Raw genomic sequence first — 24,574 nt, forward strand, 5'->3', positions numbered from 1 at the left:
CCCCCCTACAAAAAACCCCCCCTTTTTTTTTCGCTCGCCCGCTTCATTATTTTTAATTGGTATTGATGTTAACTCGGCGCGTTGTTTAACGTCCACGTAATTTTACCGGAATACGCACCCGGGGTTGCCGCCGCGTTCGTTTTATAAAACATCCCCGAATCGCTGCCCCAATCCTTGGTAACGTTGTACTCATCGGTATCACTCGTTGTTTGGTGACTGTCAATCTGGGTGCCTTCACCGTTTAGTACGGTTGTTTTGCTGTCCTGTTTAAACAGCAGTTGCCCCGGTAACTTCTTACCATCAGCGGTCGTAAAGTCGCCTACGCTGGCCTGCAGTTGCCAGCCAGAACCCTTGCCACGTTCGTCACTCACGACGACCGCCCAATCATCGGCGCGGGTCGTCGTCTGGGCCTTACCATCGAGCGTAATGGGTTTAAAAGTACTGGTTCCCGCCACCGTTTTAAACCCTAATTCACCACTTTGAACGGTGATGGTCGTACTCCCTTCCGGAGATTCATTATCATCCATATCGGAGGCCCACAGAACCAGACCGTTTTTCCCCACGTTCAACTGGTCCGCTTTAATGGTTAAGCTAAAGTAACCCGACTCGTCATCGTCACTCATCTGAAATTCATCCAGTTCCTGACCATTCAGGGTCGGGTGAATCGTAATGCTGCTATTCTTTAACTGCTCCGAATCTTCGGCAATTACCAGCCCACTAACCTTAACGTCGTCACCCTTCGCCACCGTATAGTTAGTTTTAAGGATGTATAACGAGATGGGTTGGTCAACGGTAATCGTGTAGTCCGGTGCGTCGGCCGTCGTTTCAAATTCTTTGTTCTTAAACGTACTGGTCGTCGTGGTCGTATTACTGTTGATCTTCACGTTATCGGCCGTCCCAGTCAGCGTGATCGTCGCGGTGGCGTTAGCTTCAGAAAGGGCCTTTTCCAGTTGGTAAGTGACCGTCTTGGCCCCCTCTTCCGGTGCGTCCACGGTCTGTTCAGTACCATCCGCGTACTTGATCACCGCCCCACTAAACGTCACGTTTTCGGGTAATTTCAACTGGGCTTCAACGTTATCCCAGTCCAAGCGTCCGCCTTCGTAGGTCAACGTGTAATCGTATTGGAGCTTGTGCTTCGCTTTAACTTTACTACCGGCCGTGACCGTTTTATTCTTGGTCGTGTCGGTCACCTTAACGTCCGCTTTGGCGTTAACGGTGTTGGGAATACTTTCAATGACGACCATGTTGGTGGTCGTGTTACTACCAGTCGCGCCCATGACGCCCCAGCGCACCAGGCCGTCCGCACTGTTAAACTGGCTCGTATCAATGACCGTACTATTAGTAAATCCCGCTCCGGTCTCCGAACCGTCCGGGTTAACGTCGTCAAAGGTGTAGGTCATCGTCTTAGCCGCGGCGTCCCACTGCAAAACTAAGTGGTGCCAGTTACCGTTGGCTAAACTCAAATCTGTTTTTAAATTATCGTGATTTTGTGAAAAGTAGTAGCGGGTTGATAAAATAATCCCAGTAAGGTCTATACTGCGCACGGATTCGCTGTTGTACTGACTCGCCGCGCCCGGATAACCGGTCGCCACGTGCTGCGTTTTATTCCCCTTATCAAAGGCGTCCCCCTTACCCGCATCACTATACGAAGTTGACTTATTCACATAGGTATCAAACTCTAAGGCCCAACTATTTTGGATGGCAGTACTCGCAATCGCTTGCGGGTCCTGTTCTTTGTTGTTCGTATCGACACCCCACGTGCCGAGGGTTTCCCCAATAATACTGCCGGACTTGATCTGCGCCGCGGCGTTAGTCCCACTCGGATCATTTTGCAGAACGAACGCCATCCCGTCCCCCACGGTTTTCGACGCACCCAAGTACAACCACATCTTAATGGTGGTATCCTGATTTAAATCCAAGCGGTTAGCATCGTTTGACCAAAAACCACCGACTTGTTTTTTCCCATCGATCACGTCTATGGCCTGAGTATTCGGTGAACTGCTGTTGGTGACGTCCACGATTTTAGAACTATTCGCCACCCCGCTACTGAAGGCCCCCGGAACGGTGATGATTTTGTCCAACTGGTTTAACCCGGACGGTGCCGTGGCCAGGTTAGCACTCACGTTCACGTTACTCGTCAGGCTTTGCGCGGTACCGGCCCACAAACCAGCTAACGCCAATAACCCCATCATTAACAGTTTTGGTCCCTTCCGCATGGTGAAAACTCCTCTCGTTAGTTGTCCTGACGCCGGCGATTTTTCAAGAGTAACCAGATGATCAAACCAAGTAACAGTACGATAATGACGCCTAGGGCCACGAACCACCAGAAGTAGTTGTTCTGGACCTTGTCACCCACCGCCGTGTCGTTTAAATGTTTAGCTTCCTTGTCGGTGATCGTAAAGTTGCGGGTAAATTTCCACTTACCCTTATCCGCGGTCGCGGTCAAGTGGAGCGTGTACTTCCCAGCTTTTAACTGTTGGGACCCGTCGCCCATGGCAAAGTTAAAGTTACTGTTCGGTGCCATGGCCAGGTTGTCCTTACTAGTAACCAGCAGCTTTTTACTGGACCCCGCCGTCGTGACGTAACTCTTGATCTTTAAGCCGTGCATGATCACCGGTTGATCGTTTTGCAGATTGGCCGTCACGTAATTGCGGTAGTTTAACTGGGCCGCCTTAATTTGGTGCAACTGCATGTTTGGTTTTATCCTGATGACATCAGTTTCACGCAATTGTAAACCCAGAACGTAGGCGTACTGGTTATCAATCGCCATTCCGCTACTCTTCTTCTTAGTGGTTTTTAACTCCTGAACGATGTTGATGCCACCCAGGGCCACACCGCGAAATTTTTGCTTGGGCACCGTTAATTTGATGGTCACCTTTTTACTAGCTTTAGCGGGAACCGTCACCACCTGCTGTTTGGACAGCGCCGTTTTAACGTTGAACTTCAATGACGCATCCGCCTTAGCTTTCCGCTGACTGTAATCAATGATCCCATTATCATTCGTAATGGCAAGGTTCGGTGAAACCGTGTAGCGGTGCTGCTGATTATCATTATTAGCGATTGTGATCGTTAGGTTTTGTTTTTGTCCCGGTTTTACTTTTAAATCGAAGTAGGAGACCTTCTTATTGATTTGGTTTGTCGGGAGGTCCGCCTTGACCGTGTAGTTAAGATCATCCGCTTGGGCGGTTACCGTTAAACCGCTCAACACCACGCTTACGAGTAACACGAGTTGCCAAAACGTTTTTTTCATTTGGGATACCTTCCTTTTCTGCGGGTTATGACGAATTATGTAGCCGTAAGCTGCTAACCTAGCAGCTTACAAACAGTTTTTTAATTAGGCGCATTGGTTAAAGACCACGCTAAGCGTCCGGTGTAGTTTCCCGCCGTTAGTTGTTGATCGTTGATGGTTAGAGTCGTGGGTTGGGTGCCCCGGTTTAAAACGAGTAACCACGTGCCAAGGCCGCTATGCTGATCCGCTACCAATACGTTATTAGCCATGCCGGGTTTTAAATCGGTCGTATTAACGACCTGGGGAGCCATACTGACGTTGCCGGCCCCGGCTTGCAAATGGACCGTGCCGAGGTTAAGCGTCGTACTTAACGTGCGCTGCCGACTTTGTAACGGGCTGGGGGTTACTTGTAACGTCCAGCCGGCTCCCGTTGAACGGCGATCCGTAACTTGGACCATGGCGCGTTGGTTTTCCGCAGTGGTTTGGACCGGTCCCCGTTGCGTCGTGGTCGCATTAAATTTTAAATTACTCACGTAATCAATGGTCAGTTGCCCTTGCGAGCCGGTTCCGGTAACGTTTCCCGCGTCGGCGGAGTCACCGGGATACGGCTTACTCGGGTTGTCGGGATCAACCGGCGGAACCGCGCTTTCATCATCGGTCGGTGTTAGGCTGACCTGCACCTGCGATTGTGTCGCCGCCCGACCAATCAAGGTTCCACCCCAACTATGGATTAACAGTATGCTAAACGTCATTATTAGTAACCGCTTCGCTAGTTGTCTCCCCTTGATCATGGTCACACCTCAGTTTCTGCGAGCGTGTTAGCTCGGGGCGTTACTCAACGTCCAAGTTAACGTTGATTTGTAAGCACCAGCGGAGTTACCGGCAGGAACCAGTAAGCTGACGTCGGCTTTATCGTGGGTCGTGGTAAACTCCCCAATCCCTTCATTAACGGCCGCGGTCACAATTGATTGATTATTAGTATTCACCGTAATCGTGTCACTAGTTGGTAGATCCGACGCGTTTTCCGTATCGTCAGCGGTCGTCTTACCGTTTGCAAAGGTCAACTTAGCCCCCCGCAAAACTTTGTCGCCGTCTTTAAAGTCAGTACCGGCAACTTGGACCTTCCAGCCATCGGTATTTCCGGGGTTGGTTACTTTAATGGCACCGTCCACCGCGTCGGCAGTGTAAGTTTTAGTTGCGTTTTGATTAACGTGGCTCCCTAAGTCAACACCCGGAACTTGGTCCAAAGTAATATCCTTGTTTTCTTCGTCCTGACTCAATTCGATTTTTGCCGTGGTTTCTTTAGAATTATCCGCAGCTTGGGCAGCCATTGGTAAAGCGGCCATTAAAGTAACTCCAGCAAGTAACGTTCCTACATATTTTTTCATTACGGTTGCTCCTTTATTAATTGACGGTTGCGCCACCAGATTATGGTTAGAGAAGTTAATAAAATTAGTCCAGTCAAGCCGATCAGTAGTAGCCACCACTGTTGCGTTTCGTTCATTTGTGGTAGGACTCCACTTAACGGGCCCGCACTCGGGGTTGCCCCAGTATGCGTTCCTGAAGCAGTTGCGCTGGTCACCGTTAGATGGTAATTACCAGCTTGAACGTCGGCCAGCGCTGAGCGTGTTAGCGGTCCTATTAAAAACATGACCAAACTAATCAAACTGATTTGCCATCGCACGTGATCACTCCCTTATTCGGTCTGAATCATAATTTTTTAACTAATCCAAAACTTAATTACTAATAGTGAATCGTTCGAGTAACCCTATCAGCAACGAGAATATAGCATGATAATGAAAGGGCTGTCAATTGATGACGGGGCTTAACTATCACGGCCAGGTCGTTTTTTAACGTTCTTCTGAGATAATTTTAATTTTGCTTGTTAGCCCAAAATAGTTGCTTAAACTGTTCGAATCAGTTTAATGGCAAGGCTTTCACCGCTTAAAAATGGTGGCACTAATTTCCAATAGTTACCCCGTTAAACTAAAAACGTTGTTAACATTATGTTTTTATGAGATTTTAATTAGGGCGTCCATTAGCCTAACATTCGCATAACCATAAATAATTAACAGCAATATAAAATTGGAATGTCCACCTTAAGCCGGCTAGTTACTGGACTTTTTACCGAAATAATGGCCAAGTGGTCTAAACTTAAAGCACTACCTATGTACGGAGTAAACTAACCTTATCAATTATTAAATTAAAAATAACTGACAAGTTGCTAAACAGTCCACCGGCCGGCTTTTTCCGCCGCAACCGCGACTAGTCGGCCTATGTTATACTATTAACAACTATTTACTAACCTTGAAAGGGGGGCGTTTCGTGCCCGCAAAGAAGACTTTTAGCGATGAACAAGTCGTTGAAAAAATCATGCAACTGTTCTGGCAACAAGGCTACTACCACACTTCCATGGATGAGATCGTGGCCGCCAGCGGGGTCAAAAAGCAAAGTTTGTATAACGCCCTGGGCGACAAACACACGCTTTATTTAAAAGCACTCCAACGTTATCACCAACAAACCTTAACGACCTGTGCCCAAAACATGCAACAATTGGAACAAGCCGGTGAATCCGCCCTAACCGTATTGGGGATGTTATTCAGTCAGGGACTGACCACTGAAGACCACCCCAGTGGTGATTTGATGGCGAACGCCGTTGCCGAATTTGGCGCAACTGATACCGCCGTTCAACACGCAACGACCTGGTTTTACGACGATTACCTCACTTTAATGGCCGCCGCAATTTTAAAGGGCCAGGCGAGTCAACAGATCACGGCCCGTCAATCGAGTATGACGTTGGCTCAGAGCTTGTTAGAAGCCCGCATTGGGTTACAAACCCGCTTGCGGCAAGGCAGCCGTCCCGATGTCGAACAGCGTAAACAAATTTGGCTGACCTTTTTAAAGGCGTAATGTCAAGCCCCAACGACTACCTATACTAATATTTATTAACCTAAAAAGTCGTCATTATTCACTGGGAATAATGACGACTTTTTAGGTTAAATGGAATTACTCACCTTGGACTTGCAATTTTCAAACGTAGTCGTGCACTAACCAGGTCTGCGCGGCCGGACTTAACAGGTTTCCATAGTGTTGCCGGATGGCTTGGACCCCGGCGTAACTGTCAAAGCTAAACCGGCTCGTTAACGAGCCGCTTGCAAGCAGAGCCCGCGCGAACTGTAAATCATCACGAGTGATCCGTTGCCGGTACGGTAGTGTTTCTTCCGCCATAACGACCTGCCATTGACCGTTTAAAACGGCGGCCGCCCGTTGATAACGACGGTCATGGGTCAGTAACGATTGCATATTTTCTGGATCAAGTGGTTGGCTCATCCGCATCATCCCCTAGTTTTAAATTGATCACCCGGCCAATCACGGGGTGGACCGATAGCTGATCCCTAGCGTGGGCGAGGAGCCAAATGACGTTCGTAAAGTGGTGGGCGTCCACGTGCCGTTCCCCGCGACCATCGGTTAAAATCAAGGCCAACGTGGTCTGATTCGTTAAGTGCCGGCGGGTCAAATCGTCAAAGATACTTTGATACACGGTACCACCACCACCCTGACGTTCAAAGCGGACTCGCCGGGGCAGTCCCGCTTGGTAAGTGTGACCCGGCCGCACGATGGCGTCAAACGGCTGAACGGTGATGGTTGTCGTGACGATCCGCGTTAACGCCGCCACTTGTGCTAACAACCCTTGAAGGGTCGCGTCACTCACGGACCCCGAGTGATCAACGTAAACTTGTACGTTTAGGCGGGTGTCGCTCACCTGACCCGGCAGTTCCATCCGCGCCGGCTGACGCCGGTTGAACCGGGCCCGCGACGCCCGTTTTCCAGTTGGTAATTGTCCAATTCCGCGAACTAAGAGGCGCCGCCAATCAACGGCCGGGGCCGCACTTTGCCGCTGTAACTCGGCAACGACGTGACCCGCAACGAGGCCGCGACCGGCCTCGTTTGTGGCGGCCCAAGCATCCTTGGTCAGTTGGCGGGTCCGACTAGCCGCCAAATTAGGGTTCGTCAGCTGTCCCCCGGCGCCCGCCCAATTTACGGGGTCATCGATTAGTGGTCGTGATTGGTGGCCAACTTTAGGACGGGGTTGCTCACCAGTTGCAGTGTTAGGCTGACTTCCCGCGGCGGGTTGCGGCGGTTGGGGGGCCACTGCTTGGCGTAATAACCGAAAATAGGTCCCCGAATCCGCCTTTAACGGTAACCGGTGCCGTACTAACGGTTGGACGGTCGCTAAGCCGGTCATGCCGGCGGGTAACCCGTCCACGTACTGGTTAACGGCGAGGTCGGTTGCTAACGTGACTAATCGTCGTTGGCTTTGGACCTGCTCACGATAGCGTAACGGGTGCTGCCAGGCAACGTGCAGGGCGACGTGTTTCAAACCAGCTTGTAAACTGTCAAAACGGGGAAAAGTCCGGGCAACGGCCACGGGCGCGTATTGTAAAATTAAGCGGTTATCCCGCCAGCTAAGCGCAAACGGCGCCGTTAACGTTGGCTGCCTTTCGCGGGGCAGCCGGGTCAATAACTCACCGTAAAACTGGTCGCTTGCTAATAATTCGATCACCGCCCGGGTCAACATGGTAGCACCGGCTTCCGCATCGTCCGATTCAGTTTTCGCCGTAAGTACCCGTTGGCGCCAATGGTCGTATTCCACCGCGTTATTTAACAATGCTGCCACCCCCTACTGATTAGACCAACTCGCCACTTGTTGTAAATATTGGTACAACGCGGTGACGTAGGGGCTGCTCTTAGCCACGTTAACCGTGTATAGTTGCTTTAACAGCGCGCGGTCCTGACCAATCGTTTGAACTAACGCAAACTGCCCGTCCTGACTCAGCGTTTGAAGTAACTGTAAAAAGCGACCGGCGTTTTGATCGTTAGTCAGCGGGTAATCCGCCGTTAGTCGCAAGCAGCTTCGTAATACGGTCCCTTTCTGAGGCTCACTCATTGCTTGAAACTGCTTTAAAATCGGGGCCGGTGTCACGGCGCCCTTCGGCTGGCTGGTAAATAGGTCGGCGGGCGTTAAGTGAATTGCCTGCTGTTCCAAAAAGGCTTCAAAGCTGCGACCGAGGTCGCGCCCCACGTCACCTTGAAAAATATCCAGTGCCACCACTGCCTGGGTAGTACGCGGTAACTTTTCCAGTTCGTATAAATTAGCTGAGACCCGTTCCCAAGCCCGCGGTGTCGCGGTCAAATCTTCCTGCTGGTCCGTTTGATTCAGCCGGGTTACGTCCTCACTAATAAAGCGTTGGACCAACGGGTGGATGTGGGGGCGGGATTGCGTCGTATCCAATTGTTGAGCCCAGCGCAGCCAATCCGCCGCGTCGGTCCGCATCACTAGCCGCACGGTCCGGTCCTTAATGGCCGCATCCCCCGCGACCACGCCGTACGTACTGTCTTCAAACCCCCGCATACTTGCGTCCGGGTTCTCTGCTAAAACCAACTGTACCTGTTGCGGCAGCTTTAACGTGTTAATGGTGCGCTGCAAAACGAGGTTCATCAGTTCACTCTGAACCGCCTGGGTCCCCCGGTTAAATTCGTCCAAAAACCAAATGATTGGTTGTTTGGGGTGGGCTTCCGCGTACTGAATTATCTCAATCAGGGTGTGTGCGTAACCGAATTGGACATCGGCCAACTGACCGTAAGCCGCCGTTTGAATAAACGACTCACTTGTCAGTGGGGGGACCGGAATGGCCAGGTCACCCTTTTCCGACAAACTCACCACGGTCGTAAACAGCTTCGCCCCCATTTGGCGGGCAACGTCACTGATCAAAGCGGATTTTCCAATGCCGGCCTCTCCCACCACGTTGGGGACGTTGCCCGCTTTTAACACCACCGGAATGGCCGTTAGCAGGGCTTGATACGATAACGCCATGACTCTTCCTTCCCTTCTTGTTTCACGTGAAACAATTATGCAAATCCTAACTGGTATTTCACAACACTTTCACCGTTGCCCTGGGGTAATACCTTTAACTGAGCAGGCAACTGGTGTTCCAGTTCACTAACGTGGCTAATGATCCCAATCATGCGGGACTTACCCTCAACTTGTTGTAGGGTCTCCATCGCCATGTCCAGGGCGTCCTCATCCAACGACCCAAAACCCTCGTCAATGAACAACGCGTCAATTTTAATCCCACCGGCCTGTTCCTGGATTACCGTGGCTAAAGCCAACGCCAAGGACAACGCCGCCACAAAACTCTCACCACCGGATAACGTGTGGACGCTGCGGACCTTACCGGCATTATCGTCGTAAACGTTGATCTCCAACCCGGTACCGTTTCTAAAGGTGCCCTGGGTGTGGTCTAACTGGAACTGGTAGCGGCCCCGCGTCAACTGTTGCAGCCGTTGGTTACCGGTCTTAAGGACCCTTTGCAAGTAAGTCTGTAGCACGAACCGTTCCAAACTCAACTTTTGGGGACCGCTACCGTTAGCGACGTTCGCGAGTTGCGCAAGTTCGGCAAGTTGTTCCTGCTGGTCGCGCACGGTCGCAAGGGTCGCCTGCATTTTCGCCACGATGGCTTGGTTCCCCTTAAGTTGCCGATCAAGTTCGTAATAGCGTTGTTCGACCGCCTGCTCCGTTTCACTGGCAGCGGCTACTTGGGCCGCCAATTGAGCTAAATCGGGTTGCGGTTGCTGGCCAATGGTCTTAGTGACGGTTAACAATTGGCCGTTCAAAGTGGCCGTTTGTTGATCGTACGTTTTAATACGTGTTCGCAGTTCTGCCAAGTCACCGAGTTGATCCATTAATTGGGCCAGGCGTTCAAAATCGGCCGTTTCCCAAACGGTCAGCATCGCGGTCGTTAGTTGCGTCGTTTGCTCGGTCACGGTAGCTTGGGCCGTCGTCAAGTGGTCGCGCGTCGTTGCTAGTTGGGCCGTCGTCGCTGACAATTGTTCTTTAACAGTCGCTAATTGCTGCGTGGCCGTCGTCGCAGCGTGCTGGTAGGCTTCCTGATCCCGTTTTAGTGCTTGAATATGGGCATCGAGGGCTGGTAAATCGGGATACGCCGCCGACCGTTGCTGTTCTTGATCCGCTAACTGGGTGGCTAGCTCGAGTGCTTGATTTTTTAACGTGGTCAACTTCGCCGTCGCCGTCGTTTGGTCCGCCGTTAGCGTGGTCACCGTCGTTTGGATGGCAGCTAAACGGTCCTGGGCACTTTGAGCCGTGGTAATTCGCTGCCGAACGGCCCGGGTGGCGGTAGTCAATTGGTCCTGAGCTTCAGCCAATCGCTGTGACACGGTAGTCGAAAGCTCCGTTGGGCCTAACTGGGCATCCACGGCCGCGGTCAGGGTGGCGGTACTCCGTTCGTGTTCAGTTTGGGCCGCCTCCAGTTGGCTCTGATCCGCCGTTAACTGATTTTCAGCCGCGGCTAATTCGCGAGTCGCGGCCGTGGCGGCTTGCTGAGCGGCCTTGACCGCGGCCTCGGTGACCGTGATCGTGGTCGTCGCCGCCGGTTGGGGGTGGTCCGTGGCCCCGCAAACCGGACACGGTTGACCGGGTTGCAGCCGCTGACTCAAAATGGCAATTTGCTCACTGGCCCACTCACCGTCTAGCTGGCGGTAAGTCGCTTCCTTAGCTTGAGCAGCTTTCCGTTTAGTCGCCACTACCGCACGCTGTTGAGCCACCGTAGCCGTCAACGTTTGGACCTTTTCGGCCTGTTGGGCCACCTGCGCCGCACTTTGAGTCAATTCCCGTAACGCGTGACTGCGTTGATCCAGTTGGCGTTGCTTGGTCAGGGCCGGCGTTAAATCCGCACTGATTGGATCTAAGCGCTGGCGTTCAGTTGCCAACGCGCTCAGCCGTTGTTCAATTTCAGTCACCGTACTTTGTTGCTCCGTGACCCGCTGCACCGCTTGTTGATGGGCCTGCCGGGTATTTGCCAGCTGTTCATAAACCGGGCGCTTAGCCGTTAGGGTCGTGATCTGGGCCTGGCGTTCTTCAGCCTGGGGCGCCTGCGCCGTTAACTTTGCGGCCTGGGCCGTAGCAGTTTCCCGCGTCGCCTGTAACGCGGCTAGCCGTTCCGTTAATTCCGCTTGGCGAGCCGTCTCAGCTTGGACCCGCTGACGCGTGGTTTGTAACGCTTGGTAAGCGGGGGCGTTTTTTTGGACCCACTCCAGCGTTTGAACCCGTTGGCGCTGCTCATCAATCATTGCTTTTTGTGCCGTCAGGTCGGCGAGCTGTTTAGTTAACGTCGCCTTACTTTGATAATTTTGCTGCAACGTTTGCCCCGCGGTTTGGGCCGCCTGGGCGTGCGTTAACGCCGTTTTGGCGGTGTCAAATTCACGCTTCAGGGCGGCTAACGCGGTGGTTTGTGCCTGCTGTTCCACTTGTTGGGCATCCACCGCCGCTTGCGGTGCAAGGCTAGTTGCCGCGGCCGCCGTTTGGGTGGTCCAAGTTAGCTGCCCCTGCAACGTCTGCAATTGCTGACTAACCTGATTATTAGCCGCCTGGACCCGCTTTAACTGGGCCTTTAACTGTTGCGCCCAGCGGCTATATAAACTAGTCCCAAAAATGTCACGTAAGACTTTTTCCTTATCATCACTATTAGCCATTAAAAACTGGCGGAACTGCCCCTGGGGTAGCAGCACGATTTGGGAAAACTGCTCCCGAGTCAGTTGCAGTAAGTCGCGGACGTAGTTTTGAACGGCGTTCACTTTCGTGTATTCTTCGACTTCTTTTCCCTGTTCATCAAACACGGTCAGCGTGACCGCCGCTGCTTGAACGTGGTTACCAGTTCCCCGCTTTTTGGCCACTTCCTGTTCGGGTGAGCGTACGATCCGGTAAGTTCGATTCTGATGCTCAAACGTAAAGGTGACCGTAGTCACTTCGTCGGCGGTCGCAAAGTCCGACCGCATTTGTTTGACCTGCCGATCACCACCGGAAGTTCCACCAAACAGTGCAAAACACATGGCGTCAAAAATGGTGGTTTTACCCGCGCCAGTCTTGCCACTGATCAGGAAAACGGGAAAGTCGTTAAACTTCGTAAAGTCGACGGTCTGGTGGCGAAACGGACCGAAGTAGTCTAGTTTTAAAGTTAATGGTCGCATGCTAGTCCTCCTTAGTCGCCGCGGTCAGCGCTGCTTGGGCCCACTTTTGTTGGCGGGCCGTTAACGGGGTATCGGTTGTCTGTTCAAAGAACTGCGTCATCAGTTCCAGGGGGTCTAAGTGGGGATCAACGATGGTAGCGTTCGTATCCGTAGTCACCGGTCCGTCGACCCGGTCAAGTTCAATGATGTGTGGGTAAATCGCCCGCAGTTCCTGCATAACGTTAGGAATTACCCGTTGGTCAGTTAACTGAACAGCTAGGTAGTCGTCAGTCGCCTGCTGCTGATAAAATGCGGGGTCCGTCAAATCACCGAAAGCGCCCTTTAAAATGCGGACGTCCCGTTGTGGCCGTAACGGCTTAAACGTCAGCTTAAACGGGTCGGTATCGACGATCCAAACACCCTTTTGCTGGTTAGCTTCCGACACCGAAAACTTCAGCGGTGAACCGCTATACCGCACCCGTTCCGCGTGTAACGCGTCCTTACCGTGCAAGTGCCCCAGCGCAACGTAATCAAAATCAGCTAAGTCACTGACCGGAATGGCGTTTAACCCGCCGACCATGATCTGCGTTTCCGAATCAACGTGGGTACTCCCGGCCGCAAAAAAGTGGGCTACCAGGACGTGCTTTTTATTGGGGTCAAATTGCGCCCGCATGGCCGCAACGAGTTGAACCATGGCCGCCTGGACCGTTTTAATTTGATCATCCTGAAAGTACTGCCGGGCTTCAAACGGCTCGAAGTACGGTAACAAGAAGAACTGCGTATCGTCAAATTCCACCGGCGTTAATGCCTGACTAAGCTTAGTATTTAAATAGAAGTCCGTGGCCTTAAACCACGTGCTTCCCGTACGTAGCCGGGTGGCGCTATCGTGGTTTCCACTAATTGCTAAGAGTGGCAAATGGTGTTTTAAGTTAAGGTCGATCAACATGTCGTCTAACAGGGTCACCGACTTTTCGTTTGGAATTGCCCGGTCGTATAAATCACCGGCAATCACCACGGCGTCAACGTGCTCATCAATGGCGATTTGACGAATCTGTTCGTAGGCGTTCCATTGTTCAGCGGCCAAATCAAATCCGTGCAGTTTTTTGCCAATGTGCCAGTCGGCGGTATGTAAAAAGCGCATGTTTAAGTTCCTCCCAGAAGTTATTTATTTCCATTATAAAACAGTTTTCGGTTTGTTTTAGTATCGTTTGTTCCGGGGGGCTCATTCCAGTTTAGTCGTTCACTTAACATTAATTCTAATGTTTACTACGTTAAACGATACTAAAAAAATCATCAAAAAATCGACTAGCATCTTAGATAAATTAGAACCCACGGCTACGCAATTGAAATCGTCCATGCCAATAATTGTTTTTCGCTTATCAAAATCATTATTAATTTAAGCAAATTAGGTTTCACGTATAAGAAAGTATTGTAAGATAATTAATGTAAAAAGTTATCTAAAAAGGGAGTGTGCAGTTTTATGCGCAAATATTTCGCCGAGTTTCTCGGTACGTTTATGTTAGTCTTTTTGGGGACCGCAACGGTCGTTGTTGCTAAGGGTGACGTCCTGTCAATTGGGTTAGCCTTCGGGTTGGCCATCACCGTTTCGGCCTACGCCTTCGGGGGCATTTCGGGTGGTCACTTCAACCCCGCCGTTACCACGGCCATGTTGATCAACCGCCGTATCAACGCCATGGACGCCGTTGGTTACGTGATTGCTCAAATTCTTGGGGCCATCGTGGCTTCCGCCGCTGTTCGCAGTTTCGTGAGCGCGCTCGGTTTAGCCACCAACGCCCTTGGTCAAACGGACTTTCCAAAGATTAGCGCCGGCATGGCGTTCTTCGTGGAAGCCTTAGTGACCTTCCTGTTCTTAATGGTGATTCTCAACGTCACTAGTAACGATCACGGTAACGGCGACTTCGCGGGCTTGGTTATCGGGATCACCTTGGCCTTCCTAATCATTGTTGCCCTGAACTTGACCGGTGGTTCCTTAAACCCGGCTCGTTCAATCGGTCCGGCCATCTTCGCCGGTGGCAGCGCCCTTTCACACCTCTGGGTTTACATCTTAGCACCAGAAGTTGGCGCCATTCTCGCCGCATTCTGCGCCCGGGTATTAGGTTCAGAAGACTAATTATTCCAATTAAAAAATCAGGTCCAACCGCATGGTGGTTGAACCTGATTTTTTATTGTCTTATCTGATATTTACCACATGGGCACAAGCCCTGTAAGTCAGCCCGTTATTTTCGCCGCCAGTGCTGGTACCACGAATGGAGCGTGCCAACGACTAACCCGATAATCACAACTACCGCCGTGACGTAACCAAAAATCCCGATGTTGGTGATCCAACTATTATCCGGGTGGCTTTGTACTAACAGTGATGAGCCAACGATCAACGCGGCCAAAATGACCGATAAAACGACCTTATTGACCATTGAATCAATCCGGTCAATAAATAGCTTGCGGTGTGAAAAAACGATGTTGACCCGCGTTTGACCATTTTCAAAGGTATCGAGGGCCGCTAATAACCGCGTTGGTAACTTGGGGGTATCTCGCAACCCCTGCATGGTCGCCAATAACCCGTCTTCCAATTCATTACGCAGGTTCAAGTGTTCCCGCATGTATTTACGGGCAAACGGCCGGGCAACGTCCAACATCGACAGGTTCGGGTCGAGGGTCTCAACGATGCCCTCGATCGTCCCAAACGCCTTTCCCAGCATGGTGACTGCCGGGTTCATCTGAATGTTGTTGCTCCGACAAACCTTGACCATTTCAAACAACAGTCCCTGAAAGTCAATGTCACCCAGGCCAGAATTGTAATACTGACCCAAAAATGGGGCGAGTTCACTAAAAAAACCCTCTTCGTCAACTTCACCGGTCCGGTTAGAGATCGCTAAAATGGCCTTCCCCACTTGGCGGGTATCCTCGGTCGTGACCGCGACCACCACGTTGGCAATTCCGTTCATTAACGCCGGACTAATCTCACCCATCATCCCGAAATCTAAGTAGATCAACCGGTACGGGGGCAAGCGCCGTTTGCCGATTTTGCCGTGCCGTTGGGGAACCGTGTCGTTATAACCAATGTCGCCCGGCTGTAATTCACGTAACAGGATGTTCCCGGGGTGCGGATCAGCGTGGAAAAAGCCGTCCTCAAAGACTTGCTTCAAAAAGTTCTGGACCAGGGTGTGGGCTAAGTACCGCCGTTCATCATCGTACTGGTGATCATCCTCCTGGTCCGCGGTCACCACTTTGGCCATGAAATGCTGGATACTGGTCCCCGCCATGTACTGGTTAACGAGGACTTTCTGGGTACTATACTTACCGTAGACCCGGGGAACCCGAATAATATCGTTGCGATTATTTAAGCGGTAAAAGCGGGACCCGTTTTTGACCTCGATACTCGTATCCAGTTCGTTAAAGAGTGAGCGCTTGATTTCACCGACCATTTCCCGTAAGTCGACCACCGACGATTCGGGAATGTACCGTAACAGTGGCAACGCCCGTTCAAATAGCGAAATATCCAGTGCCACTTCGGCGTCAATGCCGGGGTGTTGCACCTTCACGACCACTTTTTGACCGTTCAGTAAAGTTGCGTGGTGGGTCTGACCCATGGAAGCCGATGCAAACGGTTCGTGGTCAAAACTGGCAAACATTTCGTCCATTTGTTTGCCCGTCTGCCGCTCAATCGTTCGCTGTACGACCGCGTAGTCGTCCGCCTTAACGTTATCCTGCAATTTTTTAAACTCGTTGGCGAAGTCCGGTTTGACAATGTCCGTTCGTGACGATAAAATCTGACCAATTTTAATAAAGGTCGGGCCCAGCTCTTCAAAGGCCGCCCGAACCTGTTGGGGATTCTTTTGCCGCGCTAAGTTGCTCAAAACATTATACCGGCGTAACACCCCAACAATCGTCCGGAACCGGGTATGTCCATTTTGATTTTCCTGCCACTTTGGTCGTTCGGTGGTTGCTTCATCCGTTGTGGTCATTTGACACCCCTCCCATCCTAAACGTTCTTATAGACCCTATTATCCAACATTCAGTCCCAATTCGCACTAGCAAAGCCAAAGTTTTCGAAAAAAGCATTGACAAATAATTGCCACCGTTGTAGATTAAGGGCACATTAAAAAACGGTTAACAAACACGTTGATGAACAAAGTAAGTTAAACAAGCACGCCTAGAGAGTGTCGGTCTGGTGCAACGGCATCCTGCTTCTTTAATTGAAAATCAGTTCTGAGTGGCAGTGGCGAACGGTTTCGTAGTTGCTGTTGGGAGCTCCCATTATCGAGCGCGAGTATCGCGAGTGGCCGGCCACTTGCCGTACTTGTCAAGGCGATTGCAGCAATGCGGTCGTAAAGCTAAGGTGGTAACGCGTGGTAAACGTCCTGGTTTCTGAGTCTAACTCAGAGAGCGGGGCGTTTTTTGTTTAACCAAAACAAATGAGGAGTGTTGTTTCATGCTGGATAAAGTCCAAAAACGATTTTTAACAAAACGCGATTACGTCACTTTAAGTTCCATGATTTTTGCCCTATTCTTTGGCGCTGGCAACCTGATTTTCCCACTGCACCTCGGCCAACTGGCTGGGAGTCACTGGGGCGTAGCGGCCATTGGTTTTCTCGTCACGGCCGTTCTGTTACCCCTGCTGTCCGTTCTAGCCGTCTGTGTGACCAAGTCCAAGGGCGTCTACGACATTGGTAAACCATTGGGGGCAACCTTCGCCGTCGTTTTCATGGTCCTGATTCACTTCACGATCGGACCATTCTTCGGGACCCCGCGGACCGCGACCGTTTCGTTTACCGTGGGGCTGTCATCGTTTTTCCCGGCTAAGTATCAATCGCTGGGACTACTAGTTTTCTCCGCCGCCTTTTTCGGTTTGGCCTACTACCTCTCCGTTGAACAGAGCAAGATCATGGCCCGGGTCGGCAAACTACTCAACCCACTGTTTTTATTACTACTCGTCGTGGTCTTTACCGTCGCCTTCAGCAGTCCCCTCGCCCACGCTGGCAGTACTAGTGCCACGGCCGCCTACCAAAGTGCCGGCTTCGTTAACGGCTTTTTACAGGGCTACAACACGATGGACGCCTTAGCCGGGCTAGCCCTCGGGGTCACCATCGTCACCGCCGTGAACTTCATGGGCCAAACCGACCCCAATAAGGCGGCCTGGGTCACCGCCCGCGCCGGGTTCTTCTCAATGGTTTTTGAAGGCCTGATCTACGTCTTATTGATCCTCCTCGGTGCCCAGTCCCTCGGTATGTTTAAAGTTTCAGCCAATGGTGGGATTGCCTTTGACCAAATCGTTAACCACTACATGGGGACGGTCGGCCAGGCGGTCCTCGCTGTTTTGATCATCACGACCTGCTTAACGACCGCCATCGGGTTAGTCGCCGCCTTCGCGCAGGACTTCCACAAACACTTCGGCTTTTTGAGTTATAAAGCCTGGTTACGGATCACCTGCCTCGCTTCATTTTTGACCGCTAACGTCGGCTTAAACCAAATCATTGCCTGGTCCACGCCGGTCTTAATGTTCCTTTACCCGCTGGCTATGGCCTTAATTTTCTTATCGATCCTGTCACCCTTATTCCACAAATCCACCGTCGTTTACGTTTGGGTCGTCGTCTTTACGGTCGTTCCCGCCGTTTTCGACATGGTTGCGGCCTTCCCCGCCGTGGTCAGCCAGAGCGCATTTGGTCAGGCCATGGCCCACGTCCAAAGCTACTTACCACTCGCAAGCAGCGGTATGGACTGGTTAGTGCCCGCCCTCGTCGGCGCCGTCTTCGGGACCGCCCACTACCTGGTCTTGCAACGGACTAAGGCCAGTACGCCGACTTCACTCAACGTACCGACAAAACGGTAATTGCTCCTAAGTTTAAAAGGGTCGTCTGGTTCGGATTAAGTGAAATCAACTGATTTTTAACACCCGTTTCGGCTCCATTATCCCTAACAACCAAGCGAGCAGGCTACTCAGCCCTGATTGAGTAACCTGCTCGCTTTAACGTCCCAGACGCTTTTAATTTATTTGGCTTCACTGTAAATTAACACACCGTACCCACTAAGCGTCTGCATTCCCCGCACAGTCTGGCCGTCTAAGGCGTTGTTCAGTGGTGTCGTCAGCGTCACTTGGGTCGGCTCGTGACTGTAATTAATCACAAAATAGACCCGCTGCGTGGTACTTTCACGAACCTGAATGGCCACGTTTTTCGTTGACTTTTTAATCGGTAACTTAGCCTGCAATTGCAATTTTTGAACTAGCCGGTGGTAAAAACTCTGTAAAAAGTCGGCATCCGTTCGGCAAGCTAAGTAGTACGCGCGTCCGGTACCGAGTTCGTTCTCGGTAACCGCCGGTGTTCCCGCGTAAAAATCCTTTCCGTACGTGCCCAGCGTCTTAGCGGTCGTTAGCGTTACTAAGTCGCAGTAATCCTGGACTTGATACTGGCGGTTAAAAACGTTGACCGCATTGCGCTGACTAGGGTACAACGTATCGGTCTCCGTCACCTTTAACCCGTAAGTCGTGATCAAGTCGGCCATGCCAGCTCCCTGATAAGCTAAGAAGTTTTGATCGACCACGCCGCTCACGTAAGTCCCAACTAGGTGACCACCATTTTGCACGTAGGTTTTAAGCTTAGTTGCAAAGGCCGGCGCCATTAAAAAGTGCATCGGGTCGATCACTAAGGTGTACGGCGTTAAGTCGTCGTGGACGCTGACTAATTCCACGGCGATATCATGTTCCCAAAAGTAGCGGTAATGGGCTTGGATGGTCGCCCAATAGCACTTCGTAGCGTTTGCGTACGCCCGGGCGTCGTCTAACGCCCACATGTTGTCGTAATCAAAGACAATGGCGACTTTGGCCGCTTGGTGCTGGGTAGTCTGCAACCCCTTCAGCCGTTGCAGAATCTGCCCAACCCGGGTGACGTCCTGAAAGGTTCGGGTGTGGCTGCCGCCGCGATTACTGATCACGGCGCTGTGGAACATTTCCGACGCGCCCCGGGACTGGTGCAGTTGAAAGTACATGACCGAATCGGCACCGTGTGCCACCTCTTGTAAGCTCGCCATGACGTGCATCCCCGGACGTTTAGCGTGGTTGACCGGGTGCCAGTTGACCATCGAGGGGGTGTTTTCCATAATTAGGTAATTTTGGTGCTTTAAACTGCGCATGGTATCATTCATCAAACTCGTCTTAAGTGCTAATTCAGCCGTCGATTCGTAGTCGTTACCCCAGTTAGGGTACGAATCCCAGGAAACCACGTCCACGTGTTGCGCAAATTTCTGGTAATCCAGGTCGTAAAAGACGTGTGATTCGGGGGGATTGCCGCCCATGAAGTTCGTTGTCACGGGAATTGCCGGGTTAACCGCCCGTAACGGCGCCACTTCCGCGTCAAAAAAGTTGATCGTTTGGTCCGTGACGAAGCGCCGCCAATCCAGGTTCAGACCGGTGACGTTCTGATCTCCTTGAGTCATCGGAGCTTCGACTTGGGACCAGTCGGTGTACTCGTGACTCCAAAAGGCTCCCCAGTACGCGTGGTTAAGCCGGTCTAAGGTTTGGTACTTCGCCCGCAGCCACTGCCGAAAAGCCGCCTGACAAAGGTCACAGTAACAAGCCCCGCCGTATTCGTTGGAAACGTGCCACATGATCAAGTTTTTACGGTACCCGTAGCGTTCCGCTAATTTTTGATTGATTTGGCGAACCTTTTCACGGTACACCGGTGACGTGTAACAGTGATTATGCCGCTCACCAAACCGGTTACGCAGCCCATTTGCTCCAACCCGCAAAACCTCGGGGTACTTCTCCGCTAACCAGCGGGGCCGGGCACCGCTGGGCGTTGCTAAAATAACGTTCATCTTTTGCGCCGCGGCCCGGTCAAACATTTCATCCAACCAATCGAAATTATACTGGCCCTCCGCCGGTTCTAAGCGGTCCCAAGCAAACACGCCCAGTGTAACCGTATTCAAATGTGCGTTTTCAAAAGCTTTAAAATCCTGGTCAATGACGCTCGGCTGGTCCAGCCACTGGTCCGGATTATAATCGCCACCGTGTAAAAATTGAGTTGGTTTAAACATTTCAATCACCATACTTTCCGTTCTAATTTCAAAAAAAGCCCCGCCACCCGTTAAAGCAGTCGGAGCCCGTTCTTATTTTGTACTATCACGTTCAACTAAACTGGTCCCCAGTTCAACCCGTTGGGGTGTCGTACGCCCTTCCAAGCGACTCACAATTAGGTCGACCGCCGCGGTCCCCATTAGTTCCGTATCAACGTTCACGGCACTGAGTTCGGGATAAACGAAGGTGGCTAAGGACGTGTTATTAAAACTAAACAGTTTGACCCGTTCTGGCACCTTGATCCCGGCGGACTGCAGCGCTTTAAGCGCACCGGCGGCCATTGGATCGTTCGCGATGAAAAAGGCCGCGGGCAACTGATCACCGAGTGTTTTAATCGCCTTTTGCATCATTTTGAATCCCGATTCACTCGTATAATCCCCCTTAAAAACAAACTTCGGGTTATACGCGTGGCGCCGTTCCATGGCCGCCCGAAAACCAAGCATCCGGCGGTCAACAACTTCTAATTCGTGGTCGGTCGTCATTTCAGTCCCGTGGATAAATCCGATGTCGTGAATATCACGGCCCCAGAAGTAATCCACGACCTTTTCCGTTGCAATCCGAAAATCGGTCACAACACTATCAAAGCCACCGTCAAACTGGTCATCATCCACAAACACTAAGTTATCCGTAATCGTGGCCATGTTATAAACCTGTTTGGGACTAAACTTCCCAATGGCAATGATGGCGTCAACGTCGGTATCGAGCTTCCGGACGTTATTCTGGAAGATCCGGGTCACTTCAAACTGGTGTTGTTGCCCCCGCTGCTCGATTCCCATTCGAATTGACATGTAGTACAAGTCGTCCTGTTCTTTGGATTCCGAATACCACTGGACGATTGCTAGTTTTTTGCGCGCAACCGGCGTAGTCCGGCGCTTACTCTTGGAATACTGCAGCTGTTCAGCCACCGCAAAAATCCGTTGCCGCGTGTCGTCGCTCACGGAAAGTGACTGGTCCTTATTTAAAACCCGCGATACCGTTGCCAGTGAAACACCGACTTCCTTCGCAATATCTTTTAACGTTGCCGCCATTCAATAGGCCTCCCTGATTTAAAACATTCGTATTAAGCTTTTTTAAGGACGGCAATAAACCGGTCAAAGGCCGCTAAACCAGCGTCATTCCACTTAAAGACCCCAGCATCCGCTAAGACGCGGGCAAAGACGTGGCCCACTTCACGGTCTACAATTTCCGTTACATTGTCATCGTTAAACTGATACTTTGCCTTTAACGCATCCGCCCACGGCTGGTGCATGGCTACCATATGATTATGCCGGCCTAACAAGTATTTTGCAACTTCGGCCAGTTCAACTTTTAGTCGGGCGGGTAAAATGGCCCGGCCCATAACTTCGATCAGACCGATATTTTCCTTTTTAATGTGTTGAACGTCCTGGTGCGGGTGGAAAATGCCGTCCGGAAATTCAGCCGACGTCTGGTTATCCCGCAAAACTAAGTCTAAGACGTACTGGTCACCGACTTTACGCGCAATGGGGGTCGTAGTGTGATGCCGGGTCCCGTCCGTGTATGCCCGGACGTCCACGCTTTCATCCGAATAGTCTTTCCAAGCGTCATGGACCTTTACCGCAGCCGCGACTAAGGCGGCCGTGTCGGTGCTGCTTAACCGGAGGGTGGACATTGGCCACTTAACAATTCCGGCCGTGACGCCCGCTACGCCAACGTCAACCTTTTTAATCACCGGTGCCTTCATCATCGGGAACTCGTGCCGCCCCCCCTGGTAATGTTCGTGGGACAACATCGAACCACCCACGATTGGTAAATCGGCGTTACTTCCAACGAAGTAGTGTGGAAACTGTTTAACAATTTCAATTAAATTAACGAAGGTTTGCCGGTTGATCACCATCGGCCGGTGCACCGCGTCTAAAAAGATCGAATGTTCGTTAAAGTAGGCGTACGGAGAGTATTGAAAACCCCACGGCTCACCGTTGATCGTCATTCGAATGATTCGGTGATTACTGCGGGCCGGGTAGCCTAAGCGTCCCAGATAACCTTCATTTTCCATGCATAGTTGGCACAGCGGGTAACCATTTTGCGGTTGGTTCCGGGCCGCCGCAATTGCTTTCGGGTCCTTCTCCGGTTTGGATAAATTAATCGTAATTTCCAAATCACCAAAGTCGGTGGCCGTGTTGAAAACCACGTTTTTCGCGATGGCCTTCGTTTTAACGTAATCGTTGGCCCGACTCAGCTGGTAAAAATAACGCGTCGCCGTTTCCGGACTAACCTGGTACTTATCCCAAAACGTCTGGTTCACCACGGAAGGTAACGGGGTCACTAAGTCCATTAACTGGTCACTTAAAATTTCCTTGGCCGAGGGCGTTGCCTCGATTTGACCATTCTGGACAGCCGTTTGGACTAACGCCGTCGTTAAACTGGCCAGTTTTGAATCGGCCGCCGCAACCGGAGTCCCCTCACCAATGAGTGCTAAGACCCGGTTAGTGACGTAAATCCGATCCATTGCCGTGTACGGTGACGGCGACGCAATCACGGCCGTCACAAATTGTTCCAACGTTGCCATTAAAATTACCTCCACGTTCAATTATCTCTCAACCTATGCTTTTAAATTTGTTAATTCCCGGGGACCGTCCGCAATTTCCGCAATGTAAAAGTCCGCGGCGTAACCAATGGTCTCTTCGTAGACCCGGCCCACGTTTTTCTTAAAGGCGTCGACCTGGTCCTTAGCGACAATCGCAATGGCACAGCCGCCAAAACCAGCCCCGGTCATCCGGGCACCCAAAACGCCGGGCTGTTGCCAAGCCGTTTCGGCTAACGTGTCGAGTTCCTTACCCGTCACCGCGTAATCATAATGTAGTGAAACGTGCGATGCCGTGACTAGCTGACCGAAAGTTGTTAGGTCGTTAGCGGCCAACGCCTTGGTCGCCCGAATTGCCCGCTGATTTTCAAAGACCGCGTGGCGGGCGCGGCGAATCAACGTATCGTCGTTGACCAGGTAAGCCGCCTGGTCAAAGCCGTGTTCGTCAAGGTCCCCGAGGGAGTCAATCGGAAGTTGTTTCTGTAACCGGGCCAAGGCCGCTTCGCACTCGGAACGCCGTTCGTTATATTTTGAATCCTGTAATTCCCGGCGCTTATTCGTATTCATGATCACAATCACGTTATCCCCGAGTTGGACCGGCGCGTACGAATATTCCATCGTGTTGGTATCTAGTAAAATCGCCTGGTCCTTTTTACCCATTCCGACCGCAAACTGGTCCATAATTCCCGAATTAACGCCAATATAGTCGTTTTCAACCTTCTGTCCCAGTTTAACTAATTCCAACTGACTCACAGTTAGGTTAAAGGTACTGCGCAAAATCGTCCCCATCAATAATTCAATGGAAGCCGACGAAGATAAGCCGGCACCGTCGGGTAAGTTGCCGTGAACAAAGAGATCAAAGCCGTGTTCAAAACGAGTTCCACCCTTTGCTAACTCGTACATCATTCCCTTGGGATAGTTTGTCCAACCCGCCGCCTTCTGGTAGTCCAAGTCATGAACATCAAACGTTACGATCCCCTGGTCCGGAATATTTGCTGAGTACATCCGTACCGTTTGATCCGTCCGGGCCGCGTAAACGCCGTACGTTCCAATACTAATGGCACACGGAAAAACATGGCCCCCGTTATAATCCGTATGTTCACCAATTAGGTTGATCCGTCCGGGTGAGAAAAAGACCCGTTCCGGTTCACGGTCAAAAGCAGTTTTGAATTCTTGTTGTAAGTTAGCGACTTCCATAGTTGGAACCTCCATGTTCACTTTACTAAAATTTTACTAAATTAAATGTAAGCCTTTTCATCCAGCTTGTCAACTACCTTTCCGGAAAAGGTGAGGACTTTTTAGCTAATTGGTCAATACCAATTAACAGTAATCCGGAAACTTGTTAAGGTTACAGGAAGCGCTACCAATACCGATTAAATGGAGGATTCAACTATGATTTTTTTGAACGCACCCGTTGCTCAAGATCAAATTATCGCGCTCTTAAATAACTACAACCAGGACGACGTCACCTTTGAATTCGTTGACAAACAGGGTATGAAGCTCCGGTTTAAAACCAACATGGCCGACCTCGAAGCCGCCGCAAAAACGGCTAAAGCCGCCATTAAAGCTGAAAACTGGGGTAGCGTTCTCTACTTCCAGGCTGGCGTTGAGTAAAAAATCTAATACAAATATTTTTATATTGTGTTATGATAGAAATAACTATTAGGTACAGTAAGGGCCGCATCTTCGG

The 24,574-nt window shown here is 51.2% G+C and carries 18 protein-coding genes; 4 read left to right on the forward strand and 14 right to left on the reverse strand.

Annotated elements, in window-relative coordinates; all coding sequences use genetic code 11:
• Positions 1-68: 68 nt before the first annotated feature.
• The 4 genes from D1831_RS08395 to D1831_RS08410 all read right to left on the reverse strand — a co-directional run bounded on the left by D1831_RS08395 (position 69) and on the right by D1831_RS08410 (position 4,617).
• Positions 69-2,216, reverse strand: a complete 2,148-nt coding sequence (locus tag D1831_RS08395; RefSeq protein ID WP_125072483.1) for a lectin-like domain-containing protein — start codon at positions 2,214-2,216, stop codon at positions 69-71.
• Positions 2,217-2,233: 17 nt separating this feature from the next.
• Complete coding sequence (locus D1831_RS08400; protein WP_125072484.1) at positions 2,234-3,250, reverse strand: DUF916 and DUF3324 domain-containing protein; 1,017 nt, start codon at positions 3,248-3,250, stop codon at positions 2,234-2,236.
• 80 nt (positions 3,251-3,330) lie between these two features.
• A complete protein-coding gene (locus tag D1831_RS08405) occupies positions 3,331-3,981 on the reverse strand; it encodes a WxL domain-containing protein (protein ID WP_225422830.1) in 651 nt (216 codons plus the stop codon).
• Between the two features lie 66 nt (positions 3,982-4,047).
• Entirely contained in the window at positions 4,048-4,617 is a 570-nt protein-coding gene (locus D1831_RS08410) for a WxL domain-containing protein (protein ID WP_125072486.1), read from the reverse strand.
• A gap of 937 nt (positions 4,618-5,554) precedes the next feature.
• Between D1831_RS08410 and D1831_RS08420 the strand changes: the two genes are divergently transcribed.
• Entirely contained in the window at positions 5,555-6,139 is a 585-nt protein-coding gene (locus D1831_RS08420; RefSeq protein WP_125072487.1) for a TetR/AcrR family transcriptional regulator, read from the forward strand.
• A gap of 120 nt (positions 6,140-6,259) precedes the next feature.
• On the opposite strand, the gene D1831_RS08425 is transcribed toward D1831_RS08420, so the two are convergent.
• Genes D1831_RS08425 through D1831_RS08445 form a run of 5 tightly spaced genes read right to left on the reverse strand, consistent with a single transcriptional unit; the run spans position 6,260 to position 13,394 of the window.
• Positions 6,260-6,559, reverse strand: coding sequence for a hypothetical protein (locus D1831_RS08425; protein ID WP_125072488.1), 300 nt, complete (start codon positions 6,557-6,559; stop codon positions 6,260-6,262).
• Complete coding sequence (locus D1831_RS08430) at positions 6,543-7,907, reverse strand: vWA domain-containing protein (protein WP_225422831.1); 1,365 nt, start codon at positions 7,905-7,907, stop codon at positions 6,543-6,545. Before D1831_RS08430 ends, D1831_RS08425 begins: the two co-directional genes overlap by 17 nt.
• 3 nt (positions 7,908-7,910) lie before the next feature.
• On the reverse strand, positions 7,911-9,104 hold the full coding sequence (locus D1831_RS08435) for a P-loop NTPase family protein (RefSeq protein WP_125072490.1): 1,194 nt from the start codon (positions 9,102-9,104) through the stop codon (positions 7,911-7,913).
• Positions 9,105-9,139: 35 nt separating this feature from the next.
• A complete protein-coding gene (locus D1831_RS08440; RefSeq protein WP_125072491.1) occupies positions 9,140-12,274 on the reverse strand; it encodes an AAA family ATPase in 3,135 nt (1,044 codons plus the stop codon).
• 1 nt (position 12,275) lies between these two features.
• Positions 12,276-13,394 (reverse strand): exonuclease SbcCD subunit D, encoded by a 1,119-nt coding sequence (locus tag D1831_RS08445; protein ID WP_125072492.1) that lies wholly within the window; start codon positions 13,392-13,394, stop codon positions 12,276-12,278.
• A gap of 339 nt (positions 13,395-13,733) precedes the next feature.
• Here D1831_RS08445 and D1831_RS08450 point away from each other — a divergent pair, with 339 nt between their 5' ends.
• Positions 13,734-14,384, forward strand: coding sequence for an MIP/aquaporin family protein (locus D1831_RS08450; RefSeq protein ID WP_125072493.1), 651 nt, complete (start codon positions 13,734-13,736; stop codon positions 14,382-14,384).
• A gap of 106 nt (positions 14,385-14,490) precedes the next feature.
• Here D1831_RS08450 and D1831_RS08455 read toward each other — a convergent pair whose 3' ends face one another.
• Complete coding sequence (locus D1831_RS08455) at positions 14,491-16,236, reverse strand: ABC1 kinase family protein (RefSeq protein WP_125072494.1); 1,746 nt, start codon at positions 16,234-16,236, stop codon at positions 14,491-14,493.
• Positions 16,237-16,703: 467 nt separating this feature from the next.
• Between D1831_RS08455 and brnQ the strand changes: the two genes are divergently transcribed.
• Positions 16,704-18,101 carry a branched-chain amino acid transport system II carrier protein gene (gene brnQ, locus D1831_RS08465; RefSeq protein WP_125072495.1) on the forward strand — a complete coding sequence of 466 codons (1,398 nt, stop codon included), beginning with the start codon at positions 16,704-16,706 and terminating at the stop codon, positions 18,099-18,101.
• A 158-nt stretch (positions 18,102-18,259) separates the two neighbouring features.
• On the opposite strand, the gene D1831_RS08470 is transcribed toward brnQ, so the two are convergent.
• The 4 genes from D1831_RS08470 to D1831_RS08485 form a co-directional block, all read right to left on the reverse strand.
• Positions 18,260-20,302, reverse strand: coding sequence for a beta-galactosidase (locus D1831_RS08470; RefSeq protein ID WP_125072496.1), 2,043 nt, complete (start codon positions 20,300-20,302; stop codon positions 18,260-18,262).
• Between the two features lie 72 nt (positions 20,303-20,374).
• Positions 20,375-21,370 carry a LacI family DNA-binding transcriptional regulator gene (locus D1831_RS08475; protein WP_125072497.1) on the reverse strand — a complete coding sequence of 332 codons (996 nt, stop codon included), beginning with the start codon at positions 21,368-21,370 and terminating at the stop codon, positions 20,375-20,377.
• Between the two features lie 32 nt (positions 21,371-21,402).
• Entirely contained in the window at positions 21,403-22,869 is a 1,467-nt protein-coding gene (locus tag D1831_RS08480) for a UDP-glucose--hexose-1-phosphate uridylyltransferase (protein WP_125072498.1), read from the reverse strand.
• A 33-nt stretch (positions 22,870-22,902) separates the two neighbouring features.
• Complete coding sequence (locus tag D1831_RS08485) at positions 22,903-24,081, reverse strand: galactokinase (RefSeq protein WP_125072499.1); 1,179 nt, start codon at positions 24,079-24,081, stop codon at positions 22,903-22,905.
• Between the two features lie 195 nt (positions 24,082-24,276).
• Between D1831_RS08485 and D1831_RS08490 the strand changes: the two genes are divergently transcribed.
• Positions 24,277-24,498, forward strand: coding sequence for a hypothetical protein (locus tag D1831_RS08490; RefSeq protein ID WP_125072500.1), 222 nt, complete (start codon positions 24,277-24,279; stop codon positions 24,496-24,498).
• The last annotated feature ends 76 nt before the right edge of the window (positions 24,499-24,574 follow it).

It is taken from the genome of Lactiplantibacillus garii (assembly GCF_003885105.1).
Taxonomy (GTDB): Bacteria; Bacillota; Bacilli; order Lactobacillales; family Lactobacillaceae; genus Lactiplantibacillus; species Lactiplantibacillus garii.